The organism is Actinosynnema sp. ALI-1.44 (genome assembly GCF_001984155.1).
GTDB lineage: Bacteria > Actinomycetota > Actinomycetes > Mycobacteriales > Pseudonocardiaceae > Kibdelosporangium.
In genome coordinates this window covers 1-18,864 of record NZ_MTQO01000047.1, presented here as the reverse complement: position 1 = coordinate 18,864, position 18,864 = coordinate 1, and the positions used below count along the sequence as shown (strand labels likewise).

Sequence of the window (18,864 nt, the reverse complement as noted above, 5' to 3'; positions counted from 1 at the left end):
ACTAGGTCTGGCTGTTCCGCGCCAGGGTGTGAGCTGTCTCTCGTACCACGACCTCCCAGTCGCGGCGCGGATCCTGGATCTGGCCGAGTGACACGATCTCGCGCCGCGACAGCAGCACCGTGAGCCAGTCCAGCAGTACGCGCAGCTTGCGGCCGGTGGTCGGGACCCGGCTCCAGTGGTACGCGCGGTGCATCAGCCACGCGGGCCAGCCGCGCAACCGGATCCCGTACACCTGGGCGACGCCCTTGTGCAGGCCGAGGCTGGCCACCGAACCGGCGTGCTTGTGCCGGTACGGCTTGATCCTGCCGCCGCGCATCGAGGCGATGATGTTGTCCGCCAGCACTTTCGCCTGGCGGACAGCATGCTGCGCGCTCGGCGAGCACAAGGCTCCCTGACCGGACAGATCCGGCACCGCCGCGCTGTCCCCCGCGCCCCAGACGCCTTGCAGCCCCCTGGCCTGCAAGGTTTCCGTGCAGATCAGCCTGCCGCGGAAGTCGATCGGCATGCCCGAGCGCATCGCCAGCGGGTTCGCCTTGACACCCGCGGTCCAGACCACGGTGTCGGCGTCGAACGACGTGCCGTCCGACAGCTCGACGTGCCCGTCGACCATCGACACGAGCTTGGTGCCGAGCTTGACCTCCATACCGCGCTTGACCAGCCTGCGGATGGTGTAGTCGGACATCGACTGGCTGACCTCGGGCAGGATCCGGTCGGCCGCCTCGACGAGCACCCAACGCATGTCCGAAGGTGACAGTCCCTTGTGGACACGCATGGCGTACCGGGCCATGTCCTCCAGCTCACCGAACACCTCGACACCCGCGTACCCGCCGCCGACCACGACGAACGTCAGCGCCCGCTGTTTGCGTTCCGGCGTGCTCGACGCGACGTCCAACCGCGACAGGACGTGATTGCGCAGGTAGATCGCCTCACCGACGGTGGCGAAGCCGATGCCCGACTCGGCCAGGCCCGGGATGGGCAGCGTCCGCGCCACCGAACCCGCGGCCATCACGAGAATGTCGTACGGCATCGACGTCGGCAGCCCCTCGGCCGGGACGACCGTCGCGACCTTGCGCTCATGGTCGACCCCGGTGACCTTGCCGGTCACGACCGTGCACTCCGGCAGCGCCCGCCGCAGCGGCACGACCACGTGCCGCGGTTCGACCGAACCAGCGGCCGCCTCCGGCAGGAACGGCTGATAGGTCATGTTCGGCTGCGGATCGACGACAGTCACGGTCGCCTCACCCGTACGGAGTTTCCGCTGCAATCGGATGGCGGTGTACATCCCGACATACCCGCCACCGACGATCAGGATGTGTGTCATACGAGAAGCGTGCTCCGGCGACAGCGGCGGCGGCTCACCTCAGCGACCAGCCTTCCTCCCGCCACAGAGGGATTCCGGCCGGGACCTACGTCCCACACGATAGGGGGACACGGGTGGCGTGGAGATCAAGAACAGTCCATAGTGGATCTACCGGTGGGGACCGGGGAGAAGGCCCCTGGAGCGCAGCGCACCACTACGCTCCAGGGGCCATTGACGTCGACGCTTCGCGTCTTCGCCGATGGCCTGTCGCCGATCTTCTGGGGGCCGAGCCCCCAGACCCCCACGGTGCGAGCTCCTTCTGACCCAGCGGTGGGCACGTCTCGCTTGGACCAGCACTCGCGCCTTCGCGCTCGGATTGGCGCTGGGCGCGTCGTGAAGGTCACCTTACCGGCATCGGATGCCTCGGAAGTTCCCCAATCGCGGCAGGCAACCAGCGCACGTGCTCGGTTGGGGTTGGAGCGGCGCTGTGCGGGGTGGGTTGTTCGTCGTGTAAAGCTGTGGGGGTGAGAGCAGGGGCCATTTCCGCCAAGACGCTTGCCGAGTTGGAACGTGCTTCCGGGAAGCTCGCTTCGGCCACTCTCGCGGCGATGGACTCCCAGTTTCCGTGGTTCAGCCGGATGCCCGCCGACCAGCGGGCCAGTGTGTTGCTGATCGCGCAGTCCGGGGTGGCCGGGTTCACCGCGTGGCTCAAGGACGACACCGCTTCGCTTCGGCTGACCACCGATGTGTTCCGGTCCGCGCCGCGGGATCTGTCCCGGTGGATCAGCCTTCGGCAGACCGTTGAGCTGGTGCGGGTCGCGCTGCAGGTTTTCGAGGGACAGGTCCCCGACCTGGCCGCAGACGAGAAGGAACGCGCGATTCTCAGCGAGGCGGTCCTGCGGTACGGGCGCGAAGTCGCGTTCGCCTCCGCGATGTCGTACGCCTCCGCGGCGGAGGCTCGTGGTGCCTGGGACGCGCGGTTGGAGGCGCTGGTCGTCGACGGCATCGTCCGTGGTGACGCCGAGGAAGCGCTGCTGTCCCGTGCCGCCGCGCTGGGGTGGGATCCGGCCGCGGAGGCGACCGTTGTCGTGGGCACCCGGCCGTCGGACGATCCGCCGACTGTCGTCTACGAGGTGCGCAGCCGGGCCGCCCGGTTGGGTCGCGCGGTGCTGTTGAGCGTTCAGGGCAGCCGTCTCGTCGTGGTCCTCGCGGGTCCGACCGAAGACCTGCTCGGTGAGGAGCGGCGTGGCCGCGCGCCGAGCAAGACCGTGCTCGACCGGATCACGGCCGCGTTCGGTGACGGCCCGGTCGTCGCGGGCCCGACGGTGGCGAGCCTGGCGGAGGCGCACCGCAGCGCCGCCGACGCGCTGTCCGGGTTGCGGGCCGTGGTCGGCTGGCCCGCCGCGCCACGGCCGGTCCGGTCGACGGACCTGCTGCCGGAGCGGGCGCTGGCCGGGGACCCCGAGGCGGAGTGGCAGCTGGTCGACCGGATCGCACGGCCGTTGGAGGAGGCCACCGGGTCGCTGTTGGAGACCGTCGACACCTACCTGGAGGTCGGCGGCGTGCTGGAGACGTGCGCGCGCCAGCTGTTCGTGCATCCCAACACGGTCCGGTACCGGTTGCGGCGGGTCGCCGAGCTCACCGGGCGCAACGCCAACGATCCACGGGATTCGCTGGTACTTCGGGTGGCATTGGCGGTCGGGCGCTTGGCCAGAGCACGGGGACTGTGGTAGCCAGCACAGTGACACACCTAACGTGCCTGCCTTGTTCGGTGATGACCGTTCACGTCGACAACGTTTTCCCGTTTCAGCCCGTCATCGCTCGATAACACTTGTAGACACGCTACAAATTCCGCGGACAGACTTGGTGACTGGCAGCATCCCGGCAGCGCGGCGCCGGAGTGTTCAGTACAGGTGTGATCGCGATACTCGCCCCTGGCCAGGGCTCCCAGACTCCCGGAATGCTGGCACCGTGGCTCGAGCTGGACGGTGCCGACGAGCGCATCGCCGGCTGGTCCGAGCGCGCGGGCCTGGACCTGCGCAGGCTGGGCACCACGGCCACGGCCGAGGAGATCGTCGACACCTCGGTGACCCAGCCGCTGGTCGTCGCGGCCGCGCTGCTGGCGCAGGCCGAGATCGAGAAGCGGTTCGCGCTCCCCCAGGACACGATCGTCGCCGGTCACTCGGTCGGTGAGCTCGCCGCGGCCGCGGTCGCCGGAGTGCTCGGCGCCGACGACGCCGTCGGCCTCGCCGCCGTGCGAGGCCGGGAGATGGCCGCCGCGTGCGCGCTGCACCCGACCGGCATGACCGCGATCCTCGGCGGTGACCGGCAGGCCGTGCTGGACAAGATCGCCGAGTACGGTGTCACCCCGGCCAACCAGAACGGCGCGGGCCAGATCGTCGCCGCGGGCGACAAGGAAGCTCTGGACAAGCTCGTCACGGACTTGCCGGAAGGCGCGAAGTCCCGTGCGCTGAAGGTGGCGGGCGCGTTCCACACGAAGTACATGGCGCCTGCGCAGGACGCGCTGCGCGATTACGCCGGCTCGGTCGCCACGAAGGACCCAGTCAGGACGTTGCTGTCGAACGCCGACGGCGCCGCGGTCACCACTGGTGCGGAAACCCTGACCAGGCTGGTCGACCAGGTGACCCGGCCGGTGAAGTGGGACGCCTGCATGGCGGCCCTCGGTGAGCGCGGGGTCGTGGCGGTCGTGGAACTGCCGCCCGCGGGCGCACTGGTCGGACTGATCAAACGGGAACTGCCGTCCGTCGCTCGGATCCGGCTCAAGACCCCGGAGGACTTGGACTCCGTCACGGAGTTCGTGGAGGGCAGCAAGTGAGCAGCTCGCTCAACATCGCGACCGGATCGGCCGCCAGCCGGATCGTCGGCGTCGGCAGCTTCCGGCCCGACCGGATCGTCACCAACGACGACCTGTCGCAGCGGATGGACACCAGCGACGAGTGGATCCGCACCCGTGTCGGCATCGTCGAGCGCCGGTTCGCCGGGCCGGACGAGTCGCTTGTGGACATGGCGGTCGCGGCGGGGACGCGCGCGATCGACGACGCGGGACTCCAGCCGTCCGATTTGGACACTGTGATCGTCGCGAACTGCACGATGCCGTCGCCCATCCCGAACGCGGCCGCGCAGGTCGCCGACCGGATCGGTGTCAAGGCCGCAGGCGCGTTCGACCTCAACGCGGCGTGCGCCGGGTTCTGCTACAGCCTGGCGACCGCGTCGGACCTGATCCGCTCCGGCTCGGCGGGCCGGGTGCTGGTGATCGGCGCGGAGAAGCTGACCGACTGGGTCGACCCGGACGACCGGGCGAACGCGATCATCTTCGCCGACGGCGCGGGCGCGGCCGTCGTCGGACCGTCGGAGACCCCGGGCATCGGCCCGGTCGCGTGGGGCAGCGCGGGCGACATGGTCGACATGATCTACAACCGCGACAACCGCTACATCTACCAGGAGGGCCAGACGGTCTTCCGCTGGGCCACCACGCAGATCGCGCCGATCGCGCTGCGCGCGCTGGAGCTGGCGGGCCTGCAGCCGTCCGATGTGGACGCCCTGATCCCGCACCAGGCGAACCTGCGGATCGTCGAGGCGATCGCGAAGCGGCTGCGCAAGGAAGGCGCACGGGAGAAGATGGAGGTGGCCGACGACATCATCTACACCGGCAACACCTCGTCGGCGTCCATCCCGATCGCGCTCGACAACATGCGCAAGGCCGGTCGGGTCAGCACGGGTGACGTGCTGCTGATGATCGGTTTCGGCGCGGGCCTGTCCTACGCGGGGCAGGTCGTGATCAGCCCGTAGACTCCCGCCGGGCGCGCCGCGCCCGGTCGGTGGATTCACCGCTCAAGAACCAGAAAGGGAAGATCGATGGCGAACGAAGAGGTCCTGTCAGGTCTCGCTGACATCGTCGAAGAGGTCGCGGGCGTGGCCAAGGACGACGTCACCGTCGAGAAGTCCTTCGTGGACGACCTGGACATCGACTCGTTGTCCATGGTGGAGATCGCCGTGCAGGCCGAGGACAAGTTCGGGGTCAAGATCCCGGACGACGAGCTGGCGAACCTCAAGACGGTCGGCGACGCGGTCGACTACATCACCAAGAACACGGTGTGATTTGAGCCGACGCTTCCGCCTCTGCGTGCTCGCCGGGGCGGCGTCGGCCCTGTACCGAGGCGGAGAGAGGGTATGAGCAACGACATCGTCATCACCGGGCTGGGCGCGACGACACCGCTCGGCGGCGACGTGACGTCCACATGGGACGCATTGCTCGCGGGCAAGAGTGGCGTGTCCATCCTTGACGCCGAGTGGGTCACGACCTTCGGGCTGCCGACCCGGATCGCCGCCCAGCTCGCGGTGGACCCGTCGGAGGTCCTGCCCCGGGTCGAGGCTCGCAGGCTGGACCGCTGCGAGCAGGTCGCGGTGATCGCGGCGCGGCAGGCGTGGGCGGACTCCGGCCTCACCACCGACTCGGTCGACTCCGAACGGCTCGCGGTGATCATCGGTACCGGTATCGGTGGCGCGAGCACGCTGCTCAACCAGGACGACCTGCTGGAAGGTCCTGGCCTGCGCAAAGTCTCACCGCTGACCGTGCCGATGCTGATGCCCAACGGTCCGGCGGCGCACGTCGGCATCGAACTGAAGGCCCGTGCGGGTGTGCACGCACCGGTGTCGGCCTGCGCGTCCGGCGCCGAGGCCATCGCGTGGGCGTTCCGGATGCTGCGCTCCGGCGAGGCCGACGTGATCGTGGCCGGTGGCGCGGAAGCGGCGATCGCCGGCATCACCATGGCCGGCTTCTGCCAGGCCCGCACCATGAGCACCAACAACGACGAGCCGACCAAGGCGTCGCGTCCGTTCGACGTCAACCGCGACGGCTTCGTGCTCGGCGAGGGTGCCGGGATCATGGTCCTCGAACGGGAGGAACACGCCAAGGCGCGCGGCGCCACGATCTACGGAAAGCTCGCGGGCGTCGGCACCAGCTCCGACGGTTACCACATCACCGCGCCGGATCCGGAAGGCGCCGGGCAGGCGCGGGCGATCACCACGGCGCTGCGCACCGGCGGGGTCGACCCGGCCGACGTCGGGCACGTCAACTGCCACGCCACCTCCACGTCGGTCGGCGACGTGACCGAGACGGTCGCGATCCGCAAGGCGATCGGTGAGCACCCGGTCCTGACCGCGCCGAAGGGGTCCTTCGGGCACCTGCTCGGTGCCGCGGGCGCGGTCGAGGCGATCGTCACCGTACTGTCCATTCGCGACAGCGTGATCCCCGCGACGCTCAACCTGGAGGAGCTCGACCCCGGAGTCGTGCACGACGTCGTCGCGGGTGAGCCGCGCAAGGTCGACCTCAAGGCCGCGGTGAACGACTCGTTCGGCTTCGGCGGGCACAACGTGGCGCTCGCCTTCACCTCAGCCTGAGGCACAAGCCGGTAACGATTTGAGAGATGAGGGCCGTCCTTCCCACGAAGGGCGGCCCTCATGTCGTATTTCGACGGTGTAGGTTCCCTGCTCATGCGAACCCGTCTGGTCTCCTTAAGCCTCTTGTCAGTGGTCGCGCTGGTGGCGACTGGGTGTGCGTCGGAGACGGCCCCGCAGGCGCCGCCCAAGAAGGCCGCGCTGGTGATCGCTCAGGGCGGACTCGGCGACGAGTCGTACAACGACCTCGCCATGTCCGGCTTCACCGCGTCGACCAAGGAGAAGGGCGTCGACGGCCAGAAGATCGAGTCGACCGACGTGGTCGCGCAGGGTGATCAACTGCTGCGCCGCGCGGGCACATCGGGTTACGGCCTGGTGATCGACCTCGAGTTCTCGCACGGCGAGATCCTGCCGGGCATCGCGTCGGCGTACCCGAACGTGCAGTGGGCGTTCCTGAACAACAAGATCAACGGCCCGAACATCGCGTCGGTCCTGTTCGCCGAGCAGGACAGCTCATACCTGGCCGGTGCGCTCGCCGCGATGATGACGACGCAGACCGGCAACCCGAAGATCAACCCGGACAAGAAGATCGGCGTGATCGGCGGGACCAAGTCGGTCGGGATCGACAAGTTCCTGTCCGGCTACATCGAGGGCGCCAAGTCCGTGGACAAGGACGTCCAGGTGCTCACCGCGTACAGCAACACCTTCGGCGATCCCACCAAGGGTTCGCAACTCGCCGAAAGCATGTTCCAGCAGGGCGCGGACATCGTCTACCACGTGGCGGGCGGCACCGGTGCGGGCGTCATCGAGGCGGCGAAGAAGAACAACCACTACGCCATCGGCGTCGACGACAACCAGGACAAGCTCGCGCCCGGGTTCGTGCTGACCAGCGTGCTCAAGCGGTCCGACCTGGCCGTGCGCAAGGTCGTCGAGCTCTACGCCGACGGCAAGTTCCCCGGCGGCCAGGTGATCAACCTCGGCCTCAAGGAGGGCGGCGTCGGCCTGACCGACTTCGAGTTCACCCGCAACGAGATCCCCGAGTCGGCCCGCACCAAGGTGGACGAGCTGAAGAAGAAGATCATCGCCGGTGAGCTGAAGGTGTGGAACGTGATCGACCAGGGCTACCCGTCCTGGATGCAGGGCTGATCCTGACATGAGTGTCCGGCTGGGCGCGCGGGGCGTCTCGCGCGCGTTCGGTGCCGTGCGCGCCAACCAGGGCGTCGACGTCGAAGTCCGGGCGGGCACGGTGCACGCGGTCGTCGGCGAGAACGGCGCGGGCAAGACCACGCTGATGCGCATCCTGTACGGCCTCGACCAGCCGGATTCGGGCACGGTCGTGATCGGCGACCGCCCGGTCCGGCTGCGCGGTGCGGCGGACGGCATCGCCAACGGCATCGGACTGGTGCCGCAGGAACTGGCGATGATCGGGTCATTGACCCTGTTGGAGAACCTCGTCCTCGGCGCCGAACCCCGCCGGGGCGTCCGGATCGATTGGGCCAGGGCCCGCGCCGAAGCCGAGGAACTCGCGTCCGATGTGGGCGTGGAACTGCCTTGGACGGCGGTCGCGGACACCGTGTCCATCAGTGTCCGTCAGCAAACCGAGATCCTTCGGGCGCTGCGGCGCGGCGCGGACGTGCTGATCCTCGACGAGCCGACCGCCGCGCTGGCCCCGGCCCAGGTGGACGATCTGCTGCGGCTGCTGCGCGAGTTGCGCGACGCCGGACGGACAGTGGTGTTCATCAGCCACAAGGTCGACGAAGTGCTCGCGGTCGCCGACGAGATCACGGTCATGCGCGGCGGCAAGGTGATCACCACCCGGCGTGCCGACGCCGTCGACCGGGCCGAGCTGATCGAACTCATCGTCGGCGAGCACGTGCGGACCACAGGTTTCGTGCCATCCGCCGTGATCGGCGACGAGGTGCTGACGGTCGACGGCGACGTCGCGTTGTCGGTGCGCGCCGGTGAGATCGTCGGTGTGGCCGGGATCGCGGGCAGCGGCCAGGACGAACTCGTCGAACGCGTCGTCGGCCTGCGCCCGGCAGGCGGCCGGATCACGCTGTCCGGAAAGGACATCACCGCGCTCGCGGTGGACCGCAGGCGGGCCGCCGGACTCGGGTACATCTCCGGCGAACGCCGCGCCGAAGGCCTGTCGATGGACGCGTCGTTGGCGGACAACGCCATCGCGGGGACCCATCGGGCCATCGGCAGGCGCGGCTGGCTCGCCCCTTCGAAGGTCCGCCGGTACGCCAAACGGGTGCTCGACAGTTACTCCGTCCGATATGGACGGCTCACGGCCGCGGCGCGGACGCTGTCCGGCGGCAACCAGCAGCGGGTCGTGATCGGCAGGGAACTCGACCGGGCGCCCGCGCTGCTCGTGGCCGCCGGACCGACCCGCGGCGTGGACGTGCTGGGCATGGCCTACATCCACGACCAGCTCAGGGCGTTGCGGGACAACGGTTCCGGCGTGCTGCTGGTGTCCGAGCAGCTGGACGAGCTGCTGGAGCTGTCCGACCGGATCGTGGTCCTGCACGGTGGCAGGGTGGCCGGTGAACTGCCCGGCGGCCCGGAAAGCCGCACCGCGGTCGGCGCCCTGATGCTCGGCAGGAAAGCCTCGTGAGCGTTTTCCAGGGTTCCAACCCCGGCAAGTACTCACGAGCTCTGACCAGGGTGGTTCGGGCGGCGGTGCCGTTTGTGATCGCGTTGGGGCTTGGCGGGATCGTTTTGCTGGCGACCGGGCACAACCCGCTGGCGTTCTACCAACTGCTCGTGCGTGAGGCGTTCGGTGGTGTCGACCGGATCGCCGCGACCCTCAGCGCGGCCACTCCCCTGTTGTTCACCGGCTTGGCCACGGCGATCGCGTTCCGCGCCGGGGTGTTCAACGTCGGTGTCGAAGGCGGGTTCGTCTTCGGCGGGCTGATCGCCGCGACCGTGGCGCTGCAGGCGGGCCTGCTGGCCGGGATGGTCGCGGGCGCACTGGCCGGGGTGCTGGTCAGCGCGTTGCCGGGGTGGTTGAAGGCGCGGTGGAACGTCGACGAGGTGGTCACCACGTTGATGGTCAACTTCGTGGTCGCCGGCGTCACCGGCTGGCTCGTCACGACCTTCCTGCAGGCCAAGGGAGTCGCGAACTCCGCGACAGCGCTGATCCCGCAGGGATCGTGGCTGCCTGACCTGCTGCCGCCGTACGGGCTCACCGCGGGTGTGCTCGTCGCGTTGGCGCTCGTCGTGCTGTACGCGGTGTGGATCAAGCACTCCGTACTGGGCTACGAACTGCGCCAGACCGGGCTCAACCCGAGGTTCAGCGCCGCGCAAGGAATCCGTGTCGGCCGCGTGATCATGGTGTCGATGCTGATCTCCGGCGCGATCGCCGGGCTGGGCGGCGCCGTGCACGCACTCGGCGTCGTGCACCGGTTCGTGGACGGGTTCTCCCCCGGTTACGGGTTCACCGGCATCGCGGTGGCACTGCTCGGCCGCAACAGCGCGGTGGGCGTCGCACTGGGCGCGGTGCTGTTCGGCGCGTTGGCCTCGGCGGGCACGACCGCGCAGTTGTTCAGCGACATCCCGCTGGACATCGTGGACGTGCTGTCCGGCACCGTGATGATCTTCGCGGTCGTCCGGCTGTGGAGGCAGAGATGATCACGGGCATCCTGACGTCCGCCTTGCTGCTGTGGACACCGCTGGCGATCGCGGCCATGGGCGGTCTGCTGCACCGCGTCGGCGGCGTGGTCAACATCGGCCTCGAAGGACAGATGCTCGTCGGGGCGCTGATCGGGGCGCTCGTGTCCGGCGCGACCGGCAACTGGGCGCTCGGCGTGCTCGCCGCGGGCGCCGCGGGCGGTGTGGTCGGACTGTTGATGTCGTTGTGCGTGACGAGGCTCGGCGCGAACGAGATCATCGCGGGGCTCGGGTTCACCATCGTGCTCAGCGGACTGATCGGCTACCTGCTGCGCAGCGTCTTCGACGTGTCCGGCACGCTGCGGGTGACCGGGCTCGACCCGCTGCCGCGCGTACTCGGTCTCGACCCGTTGTTCCTGCTCGCGGTCGTACTCGTCCCGGTGATCGCCTGGTCGTTGCGCAACACCGCGGCCGGGCTGCGGCTGCGGGCCACCGGCGACGGTTTCGACGCCGCGACCGCGCTCGGCATTCCGGCCAACGGCATACGCGACATCGCCGGGACGATCGCCGGAATGCTCGCCGGAATCGCCGGATCGCACCTTGTCCTCGGCCAGGTCGGCCTTTTCAATGAGGACATGGTGGCTGGCCGCGGGTTCATCGCACTGGCCGCGTTCTACTTCGGCAGGGCACGACCGCTGCCGACCGCGCTGGCGTGCCTGCTGTTCGCCGTGTTCGACGCCACACAGGCGCGGCTGCAGACCTCGGGAGTACCGGCCCAACTCATCCAAACTCTGCCGTATCTTGTGGTCATCGCGGTTCTGACGGCCACCGCCGTCCGCGATGCTCGGGGAAAATCTCGAAGGGCGGGCTGAACCATGGCCGACGACGACAAGGCTGACAACGTTGACATCGGGGTTGACAACTCGGTGGCGTTGATCATGATCGACGTGCTGGACGCGTTCTTCGTGCCCGGCAAGCCCGCCTACTACCCGGATTCGGTGAAGGTGCTCGACCCGTGCCGTGAGCTTCTCGCCAAGGCACGCGACCGGCAGCGGCTGATCGTGCACGCCGTGGAACGGCACCGGCCTGGCCTTGCCGACTTCGAGCACAGGAAAATCCCGGTGCACTGCGAAATCGGTGACGACCAGTCACCGTACGTGGCCGGTTTCGAGCCGCTGGACAGCCCGAACGAAGTAGAGCTCCCGAAACGGCGCTACTCCGCGTTCTATGCGACCGACCTCGATCTGATGCTGCGCGAGCAAGGCGTGAAATCGCTGGTCATCGCGGGCGTGAAGACGAATGTTTGCGTACGGGCAACTGTTCAGGACGCCTTCGCGGCGGGGTATGAGATCCTTCTCGTGAAAGAGGCCACCAACTCGAACCGGCCGCACCTGGCCGAGGCGTCGCTCGAGGACATCGACCGCTATTTCGGGTCCGTGGTGACGCTCGAGCAGGCATTGGAGCGACTGTGAGCAGGAAGGTCGCTGTCGTCGGATACGCCAGCATGGACCACTCCATGGAGTGCGACGAGTTCCGTGCGGCCGCCGGTACAACCTTGATCAAACGCCGCCTGTCCGACCCGTGGCCGGGCATCGGCGGCATCGCGCACACCGCACGCGGGCTGGCCGCGGCGGGCCACGAGGTGCACGCCATCACGTGGGTCGGCGACGACGAGCCCGGCAAGGAGTACATCGACCGGCTCAACGCGTACGGCGTGAACATCTCCGGCATCTCGACCGACAGCGTGCGCACCCCGTCGTGCTACCTGTTCTACGGGCCCGACGGCGAGACCGTCGTCGTGTACGACCCAGGCGACCGTGCGGCGGGCAACCTCACCGAGCAGCAGCGCGAGATCGTCAAGGATTGCGACTGGGTGTGCCTGATGGTCGGCCCGCGCCCGGCCAACCTCGAGGTGCTCGACCTGCTGACCGACAACCAGCAGCTGGCTTGGGGTGTGAAGGGCGACCCGGACGCGTACTCCCCCGGCGTCGTGCACCGCATCCTCGCGCGTTCCAGCGTCGTCAGCTTCAGCGCCCGCGAGCGCGTGTTCCTCGACCGGATCGTCGCGCCCCGCACCCTGCTGGAGCGCACCAGGCCGAACGCCCTGCTGGCCGAGACGCACGGCCCGGCCGGTGTCCGGATCTGGCGCGGCGACGTGCACGACATGGTTCCGTGCACCGAGATCGACGCGGTGGACACCACCGGCGCGGGCGACATGTTCTTCGCCGGGATGGTCGCCAGCCTGCTCGAGCGCCCCGACGAGACCCGCCAGGCCGCCGAACGCGGCGTCGAGGCCGCGACCGCGATGCTGCTCGAGCGACTGCCCGTCAATGGCTGACCCGGTTCGAACCGACACGTCCGAGCGCGCGTGGTTCCTGCGCTGTTCGGCGGACGAGGTCGCCGACCGCGCGGTACTCGTCGGTGACCGTGGCCGCGTCACCAAGGCCGCGACGCTGCTTGACGACGCGCGTGTCCTCAACGAGGACCGTGGCCTGTCCGCTGTGACCGGGACGTATCAGGGGCAACGGGTGACCGTGGCCGCGTTCGGCATGGGCGCTCCTATAGCCGGGGTTGTCCTGCACGAATTGGCCATGCTCGGTGTGCGGCGGTTCCTGCGGCTCGGGACCGTGCTGGGCGTCGGCGGGACCGCGCTCGGGTCGCTGGTTCTGGCCGAGGGTGCGGTTCGCAACGAATCCACATCTGGCACATATTTGCCAATCGGTTTTCCCGCGATCGCCGACCACGAGATGAACACGGCACTGCGTTCGGCGCTGGCCGCCGGATCACGGCCGTGGACCGCCGGGCTGATCGCGTCCTACGACGGCTTCTACACCGAGATGTTCGCCGCCGAACCCGCCAGGGCAGCCGAGACACGGGCCCGGATGGACGAGCTCGGTCGCTACGGCGTCAAGGCGGTCGACATGGAGACCTCGGCGGTGCTCGTCGTGGCGCGGGCGGTCGGCGCGCAGGCGGCGTCGCTGTGCCTGGCCAGCGTGGACGGCCTGAGCCAGGACAAGCTCACGGACGGGCGCACCGAAGCCGAGGTGGAGCTGCTGGTCACCGGACTGACCGCGCTCGCTTCAGTCGGCTGACCTTCAGTTGTTCGACGTGGCGCCGCACTCCTCGTGGCGCGGCGACTGGCCCTCCGGGCCGACGTCGATCTTCCACTTGTTGTCCTCCTTGATCAGCGGGAGGACGATGTGCCAGCGGATGCACTCCTTGGGCAGCTCGGGCGGCGCGTCGGCGATGTCCTGGGTGCTGGTGAAGCTGACCATCACGCGCAGCCTGTTGTCCGGTGCCGAGTCGATCCGGTGCAGCAGGATGCTGCCGTCCTTGGTGGTCCGGTAGTCCTCGCGCCACTTGTGCTCCGGGAAGGTGGCGGCTCTCGCCCTGGTGACCGTGGTCCGCCACTTGTTGTAGTCCAGGTCGTTGATGGAGTCGAAATGCGCCTGGAGCATCGGCCAGATCGCACGCTGCAGCGGGTGCTGGGCGAACTCCCCCCGCGCCTTGACCTGGCGGGAGCCCGGCTGTTTGACCGGCTGGTCCGGCGACGCCGCCGCAGTCGGCTTGCTGGGCTCCTCCATCACGTCCGGGTGTTCCACCGGCCGCAGGTACACCTCGCGCGCGGCGTACCCACCGGCCGCCGCTATGACGACGACACCCAGCGCGGCCACCCACAACCGTGGCCCGCGCTGCCCCCTATCTGCTTGCACGACTACGAGCGTGCCATGGATCACCCGACACGGTGAAGCCACGTCACCGGTGCGCCGTCACCGGCACGCCGGAACGGCTCCAACGCCTCGTCCCATGCGGCACCCAGCATCTCGTCCACCTTGTGCACGAAGGACTCACCGCCACGGCTGGCCGCCGCGACAGCACGCAACTGGTCCTCGCCGACCACGATGTCGCCGTTGGCTGACGTCCTGGCGCGCCACAAACCCAGGCCCGGTGCGAAGCAGAACCGCTCGCCGTCGACTCCGGCGCTCGGCTCCTCGGTGACCTCGAACCTGATCATCGGCCACGCCCGCAGAGCCTGGACCAGCTTGGCGCCAGTGCCTGCGGAGCCGGTCCACGAACATTCGGACCGCAGCTGGCCAGCGGCCGCCGGTTGGGCGGTCCACTTCAGCTCGGCCCGGACACCCAGGGTGCCCGAAATCGCCCACTCGACGTGCGGACAAACCGCAGACGGCGACGAGTGGACGTACACCACGCCACGGGTGCTGCCACTTGTGCTCACTGCTGACCTCCGCTACTCGACGAGGAAACGTCTTCCCCTACGACCTCGATGAGCGTGCGGTCAGGCGTGTGTACAAGTCGACCCGGCGCCTATTCTGCCTCCTGCGTGTGCAATTTCGCCACAAGAACGATCAGATGACACACCAGTCACTCCGATCGGCTGACTTCTGCGGCGTGTCGCTCCGGCGTGTCGGCTGGACCGGAGGTTGTTCACCAGTAGATACAGCGGATGTGTGTGGTGGCGGCCACTGGCCACCGCATCAGCACCCGAGCGGCAGGCACTCACGGCTACGGTGACACGCGGTACGTACTCGATCCGGAGTAGCCACCGCGCGAAATCAGGGGGAGTTGCCATGCGGCTCATCCGGCTGGGCGACGAGACGTCCACGGTCGGTGCCGATGTCAGAGCGGCGCTGGCGTCGTGGGGACGTGGCGACGGCGTGGTCGGCGGGATCGCCCTGATCGGCTGCAGGCCGCCGGACTGCCCCGAGGCGGTCGACGCGATCGTCATCCTCCCGCGCGGGATCATGGTCGTCGTCGGCGTCGACCTGCCCGACCCGGCGATGCGCCTGGACGCCCCGGTCAACGGCCAGTGGAAGGTCGACGGCTGGCCGCTGGTGCGCGCCGACGGCGCGGTGAACCCGGCCGCCGAGGCCGTCCGGTCCGCCACCGCCGTGGTGGCCCGCCTGCAGGTCGAGCGGGTCGAGCCGATGCCGGTCGGCACGATCATCGCGGTCGGCCCGTACGTCGCCAGGGTGAGCCAGCCGAGCAACGACCTCGCCCGCGGTATCCGGATCCTGCACCCCGAACCGACCACATTGCTGACCGCGGCCAGGGAATTGGCCGTCTACGAACACCGCTGCTCACCGCAACGGGCCAATGCCATTCTGGCCGCCTTGGTCCCCAATCATCCGCCGTTCACGCCGGAAGACCTCGCGACCGAAGGCTTCACCGAATCGGCGGGCGCCGGACTGGCCTCGGCGAGTACCTTGCTGATTCCCCGAGTGACGCTGGGCGAGCACCGCCCGGTGATGCCTGCCAGGTCCGCGGCAAAGGGACTCGGCTGGCTGCCGGTCACCGCGGTATTGCTCGTCGGGCTTCTGCTCGTCACCGGGATCATCGTCGCCATTGCCGCGGCGAGCGACCAGCCGACGACCGCCGAAGGGCCGAAGACGTCGGCCAGCGTGGCGCACCAAGCCACCGAAGTGGTCGACGGCGTGGCTTACGCACCGAAAGGCAAGGTCCAGGACACCGACTGCCACTCACGCGCATTCGGTGATATGCAAGTTTGGCTGCAAGCGAACCCGTGCACCTCGCTGACCCGTTCCCGCTATGAGAGCACCGCCGGTAATGAGCCAATCGCAGTACTGCTCGCTGATCTCACATTCCAGGACGCGGCGCGGGCAGCGGCGTTCCTGAAAGTGGCCTCGGCACCCGGCACGGGCAGCGTCATCGACCCGTCCGTGCACGGAACGCCCTGGCCGGACGGGCGCAGGCCGATCTTCGACTCGGCGGCATATCAGGCAAAGCAGACGGGGGCCGGGGTCCGCATTGTTCAGGTGATCTGGTTGGACAAGGCGTCAACACCGGACGATCCCGCACTGGTGGCCGCGGCGAGGAGATCACTCAACCTTCCTGCTTAATGGTCAAATGGCCACGGTGTCAACCCGATCAGGCGACGGCCGATGCACCCCGCCTGTCCAATGCGCCGAGTCCGGTAGCGTAGGAAAAGGACGCGCAGGTCACGCAAGGTCATCGGGGTAACACGGCCGAAAAGACCGAAGAAAATATCGGACGGGTTTATTTCAGTGGCATCGTCGTGGTTATCATTGACCGTAGGCTGGGGCTACACCGAAACTCACCACACGGAGGAACCGTGGCACAGAAGACAGTCGTCGAGCTGGTCGACGACCTGGACGGCGGAATAGCCAACGAGACCGTCGCGTTCACGCTCGACGGTGTCGAGTTCCAGATCGATCTCTCCGCCGAGAATGCGGGCAGGCTGCGGGACTCACTGGAGCCATATGTGGCGGCTGCTCGTCGAATCGGCGGGCGCAAGCAGCGACTGGCACCGGGCGGCGACGCGGCGGGAAAGAAGTCGGCGGAGGACGCGGCGCAGAATCAGGCGATCCGCGAGTGGGCACGCGCGCAGGGCAAGACGGTCGCCGAGCGCGGCAGGTTGCCGCACGCGTTGGTCGTCGAGTTCAAGGACGCCCACGGCGGCTGAACTCGCCGCTCGACCTGACACGGCGGAGAACTCCCCGGTATGCGCTTGCGCGTACCGGGGAGTTCTGTACTTGAACGGTGTGTCACCGAGTCGGTTGCCTTCGGTAGCAACACGTGTCGATCATGTTGCGGCGCGTGAGAATCGTATTGACACCTGCCGCCGCGATGCCGTTGGTTAATGGGGCAGCATCAGCCCATCAGGAGAGGCGGCCGGGTGGCGGCCACACAGTTCTTGGACAGACCAGACGGTCGTCTGGCCTATGACTTGCAGGGCCAGGGGCCACTGGTGGTGTGCGCGCCGGGGCTGGCCGACATGCGCTCGACATATCGTGAACTGGCCTCTCTTCTCGTCGGCGCCGGGTTCACCGTCGCCACGATGGACCTGCGCGGGCTGGGCGAATCGTCGGCGGAGTGGCCGTCCTACACGGAATCGGACATCGCCGCGGACATCCTGGCTCTGGTCCACGCGCTGAACGCCGGTCCGGCCATCCTGGTCGGCTGCGACTACAGCGCCTGCGCGGCCGTCGTCGCCGCGGCCAACGACCAGGAACGGGTGGCAGCGCTGGTTCTGTCGGGACAGCGGATGCGAGAGCACCCGGCGAACTTCATCGCCGCGGCGGGCCGGTGGCTGATCAGCAGGCGGGGAATCGGCCGGTTCCTGTGGAACAAGTCGTGGCCCGCGCTCTGGGGACGGCACAAGCCAGCGGATTTCCAGGCCCGCCGCAAGGCCATGGCGGCCAATCTGGCCGAGCCTGGGCGTTACGAGGCCGTTCGGGCCATGCTGCGGCCGGGAACGCAGAACTGCGAGCTCGCGATGCCGCATGTGACCTGCCCGGCTTTACTGGTGTGCGGGGACGCGGATCCGGCGTTCTCCAACGTGAGCCCGGAAGCCGAGGCGACCTACGTGGCGAACCGGCTGGCCGGTCCGACTGTCGTGCACATGGTGCGCGGCGCCGGGTACTACCCACACGCCGAGCAACCGGAACACGTCGCTTCGATCTTCAACGGTTGGTTGGCAACCAACCATCAGTTAAAGCTCTTGGGAAACGATTGACATGCGGTGTGTGTCGGCGTAATCGTTCCACGCATGACTGTTTCCCGCCGAAATCTCATGCTGGCGGGCGCCGGGGCTCTGGCTGCCGGTGTCTCGTTGGCCACCCCTGCGTCGGCGGCTCCAGCGGTGGACTACCCCGGCGCAGAGTGGATCCCAGCAACTCCGTCGAACTACACGGCGGCCAGCCGCCCGTCGACCTATCCGATCAACGTCGTGGTGATCCACGTGACCCAGGAGTACTTCCGCGACGCGGTCGCGATCTTCCAGGACCCCGCCAGGAAGGTCTCGTCGCACTACCTGGTCCGCTCGGGTGACGGCCACATCGCCCAGCTGGTCCGGGAGAAGGACGTGGGCTGGCACGCGGGCAACTGGAACTACAACACCCGCAGCATCGGCATCGAGCACGAAGGCTGGGTGGATCAGCCGCAGTGGTTCACCGCGCAGATGTACGCGGCCTCGGCGGCCCTCACGCGAGCCATCTGCACCAAGTACGGCATCCCCAAGGACCGCGGCCACATCATCGGCCACAACGAAGTCCCCGGCGCGACGCACACGGATCCCGGCCCCCTGTGGGACTGGACACGGTACATGCGCCTGGTGAACAACAACTAGTGGAAACACCGAAAGGGCCCCGCGGTCGACGGGGCCCTGCCAAAGTCGTGTGGGTTGAAGCGTGTCGTGCCCAGCGCTGGATCGGAAGGAACACGCACCATGGGGGTCTGGGGGCTCGGCCCCCAGAAGACACCAATGAGAGAAGGCCTGGTTCGCGCTTTCCGCGAACACAGGCCTCCCCAAACGAATTGCGGCAGTGTCCTACTCTCCCACACCGTACCCAGTGCAGTACCATCGGCGCTGAAGAGCTTAGCTTCCGGGTTCGGAATGGGACCGGGCGTTTCCTCTTCGCTATAACCACCACAAACCTATGAAATTAACAGACCACACCCCAAAACCACAGGAGCGTCCGGTCTGGTATCTCAGAAACCGTACAGTGGATGCGTAACATCTTTGTGAGCAAGTC

19 protein-coding genes and 1 rRNA gene are annotated in these 18,864 nt (G+C 68.3%); 16 read left to right on the top strand and 4 right to left on the bottom strand.

All coding sequences use genetic code 11. The features are described from left to right. Window position 1 precedes the first annotated feature (1 nt). Window positions 2–1,321, bottom strand: coding sequence for an NAD(P)/FAD-dependent oxidoreductase (locus ALI144C_RS25200; protein WP_076989646.1), 1,320 nt, complete (start codon window positions 1,319–1,321; stop codon window positions 2–4). Between the two features lie 587 nt (window positions 1,322–1,908). On the opposite strand from ALI144C_RS25200, the gene ALI144C_RS25195 reads away from it, so the two are divergent. The 12 genes from ALI144C_RS25195 to ALI144C_RS25140 all read left to right on the top strand — a co-directional run bounded on the left by ALI144C_RS25195 (window position 1,909) and on the right by ALI144C_RS25140 (window position 13,422). Then, window positions 1,909–3,033 (top strand): PucR family transcriptional regulator, encoded by a 1,125-nt coding sequence (locus tag ALI144C_RS25195; RefSeq protein WP_237774304.1) that lies wholly within the window; start codon window positions 1,909–1,911, stop codon window positions 3,031–3,033. Between the two features lie 167 nt (window positions 3,034–3,200). Next, window positions 3,201–4,136: an ACP S-malonyltransferase gene (locus ALI144C_RS25190; RefSeq protein WP_330359608.1), complete on the top strand. Its 936-nt coding sequence runs from the start codon at window positions 3,201–3,203 to the stop codon at window positions 4,134–4,136. Beyond that, entirely contained in the window at window positions 4,133–5,110 is a 978-nt protein-coding gene (locus tag ALI144C_RS25185) for a beta-ketoacyl-ACP synthase III (RefSeq protein ID WP_076989643.1), read from the top strand. Before ALI144C_RS25190 ends, ALI144C_RS25185 begins: the two co-directional genes overlap by 4 nt. 66 nt (window positions 5,111–5,176) lie before the next feature. Then, a complete protein-coding gene (locus tag ALI144C_RS25180; protein WP_042189672.1) occupies window positions 5,177–5,419 on the top strand; it encodes an acyl carrier protein in 243 nt (80 codons plus the stop codon). A gap of 72 nt (window positions 5,420–5,491) precedes the next feature. Further along, window positions 5,492–6,721: a beta-ketoacyl-[acyl-carrier-protein] synthase family protein gene (locus ALI144C_RS25175; protein WP_076989642.1), complete on the top strand. Its 1,230-nt coding sequence runs from the start codon at window positions 5,492–5,494 to the stop codon at window positions 6,719–6,721. A 93-nt stretch (window positions 6,722–6,814) separates the two neighbouring features. After that, window positions 6,815–7,864: a BMP family lipoprotein gene (locus ALI144C_RS25170; protein ID WP_076990034.1), complete on the top strand. Its 1,050-nt coding sequence runs from the start codon at window positions 6,815–6,817 to the stop codon at window positions 7,862–7,864. 7 nt (window positions 7,865–7,871) lie between these two features. Then, complete coding sequence (locus tag ALI144C_RS25165) at window positions 7,872–9,335, top strand: ABC transporter ATP-binding protein (RefSeq protein ID WP_076989641.1); 1,464 nt, start codon at window positions 7,872–7,874, stop codon at window positions 9,333–9,335. Beyond that, window positions 9,332–10,351 carry an ABC transporter permease gene (locus ALI144C_RS25160; protein WP_083753367.1) on the top strand — a complete coding sequence of 340 codons (1,020 nt, stop codon included), beginning with the start codon at window positions 9,332–9,334 and terminating at the stop codon, window positions 10,349–10,351. The genes ALI144C_RS25165 and ALI144C_RS25160 overlap by 4 nt, the downstream gene beginning before the upstream one ends. Then, the gene (locus ALI144C_RS25155) at window positions 10,348–11,202 is read left to right on the top strand and encodes an ABC transporter permease (protein ID WP_076989640.1); all 855 of its coding nucleotides are present in this window, start codon (window positions 10,348–10,350) and stop codon (window positions 11,200–11,202) included. Before ALI144C_RS25160 ends, ALI144C_RS25155 begins: the two co-directional genes overlap by 4 nt. Before the next feature lie 3 nt (window positions 11,203–11,205). After that, window positions 11,206–11,802 carry a cysteine hydrolase family protein gene (locus tag ALI144C_RS25150; RefSeq protein ID WP_076989639.1) on the top strand — a complete coding sequence of 199 codons (597 nt, stop codon included), beginning with the start codon at window positions 11,206–11,208 and terminating at the stop codon, window positions 11,800–11,802. Next, entirely contained in the window at window positions 11,799–12,668 is an 870-nt protein-coding gene (locus ALI144C_RS25145; RefSeq protein WP_076989638.1) for a carbohydrate kinase family protein, read from the top strand. Before ALI144C_RS25150 ends, ALI144C_RS25145 begins: the two co-directional genes overlap by 4 nt. Beyond that, window positions 12,661–13,422 (top strand): nucleoside phosphorylase, encoded by a 762-nt coding sequence (locus tag ALI144C_RS25140; protein WP_076989637.1) that lies wholly within the window; start codon window positions 12,661–12,663, stop codon window positions 13,420–13,422. Before ALI144C_RS25145 ends, ALI144C_RS25140 begins: the two co-directional genes overlap by 8 nt. A 3-nt stretch (window positions 13,423–13,425) precedes the next feature. Here ALI144C_RS25140 and ALI144C_RS25135 read toward each other — a convergent pair whose 3' ends face one another. Both ALI144C_RS25135 and ALI144C_RS25130 read right to left on the bottom strand, forming a co-directional pair. Further along, window positions 13,426–14,043 carry a hypothetical protein gene (locus tag ALI144C_RS25135; protein WP_076990032.1) on the bottom strand — a complete coding sequence of 206 codons (618 nt, stop codon included), beginning with the start codon at window positions 14,041–14,043 and terminating at the stop codon, window positions 13,426–13,428. Between the two features lie 20 nt (window positions 14,044–14,063). Beyond that, complete coding sequence (locus ALI144C_RS25130; RefSeq protein WP_143230856.1) at window positions 14,064–14,567, bottom strand: DUF3145 domain-containing protein; 504 nt, start codon at window positions 14,565–14,567, stop codon at window positions 14,064–14,066. A 352-nt stretch (window positions 14,568–14,919) separates the two neighbouring features. On the opposite strand from ALI144C_RS25130, the gene ALI144C_RS25125 reads away from it, so the two are divergent. From ALI144C_RS25125 to ALI144C_RS25110, 4 genes are all read left to right on the top strand, one after another. Further along, window positions 14,920–16,209, top strand: coding sequence for a hypothetical protein (locus tag ALI144C_RS25125; protein WP_076989635.1), 1,290 nt, complete (start codon window positions 14,920–14,922; stop codon window positions 16,207–16,209). Window positions 16,210–16,442: 233 nt separating this feature from the next. After that, entirely contained in the window at window positions 16,443–16,793 is a 351-nt protein-coding gene (locus tag ALI144C_RS25120) for a histone-like nucleoid-structuring protein Lsr2 (protein WP_076989634.1), read from the top strand. 213 nt (window positions 16,794–17,006) lie between these two features. Beyond that, window positions 17,007–17,846 (top strand): alpha/beta fold hydrolase, encoded by an 840-nt coding sequence (locus ALI144C_RS25115; protein WP_168211346.1) that lies wholly within the window; start codon window positions 17,007–17,009, stop codon window positions 17,844–17,846. 33 nt (window positions 17,847–17,879) lie between these two features. After that, window positions 17,880–18,458, top strand: coding sequence for an N-acetylmuramoyl-L-alanine amidase (locus ALI144C_RS25110; RefSeq protein WP_076989632.1), 579 nt, complete (start codon window positions 17,880–17,882; stop codon window positions 18,456–18,458). Between the two features lie 188 nt (window positions 18,459–18,646). Here the strand turns inward: ALI144C_RS25110 and rrf are convergent. Beyond that, window positions 18,647–18,763 (bottom strand): 5S ribosomal RNA (rrf, locus tag ALI144C_RS25105). Window positions 18,764–18,864: the final 101 nt, after the last annotated feature.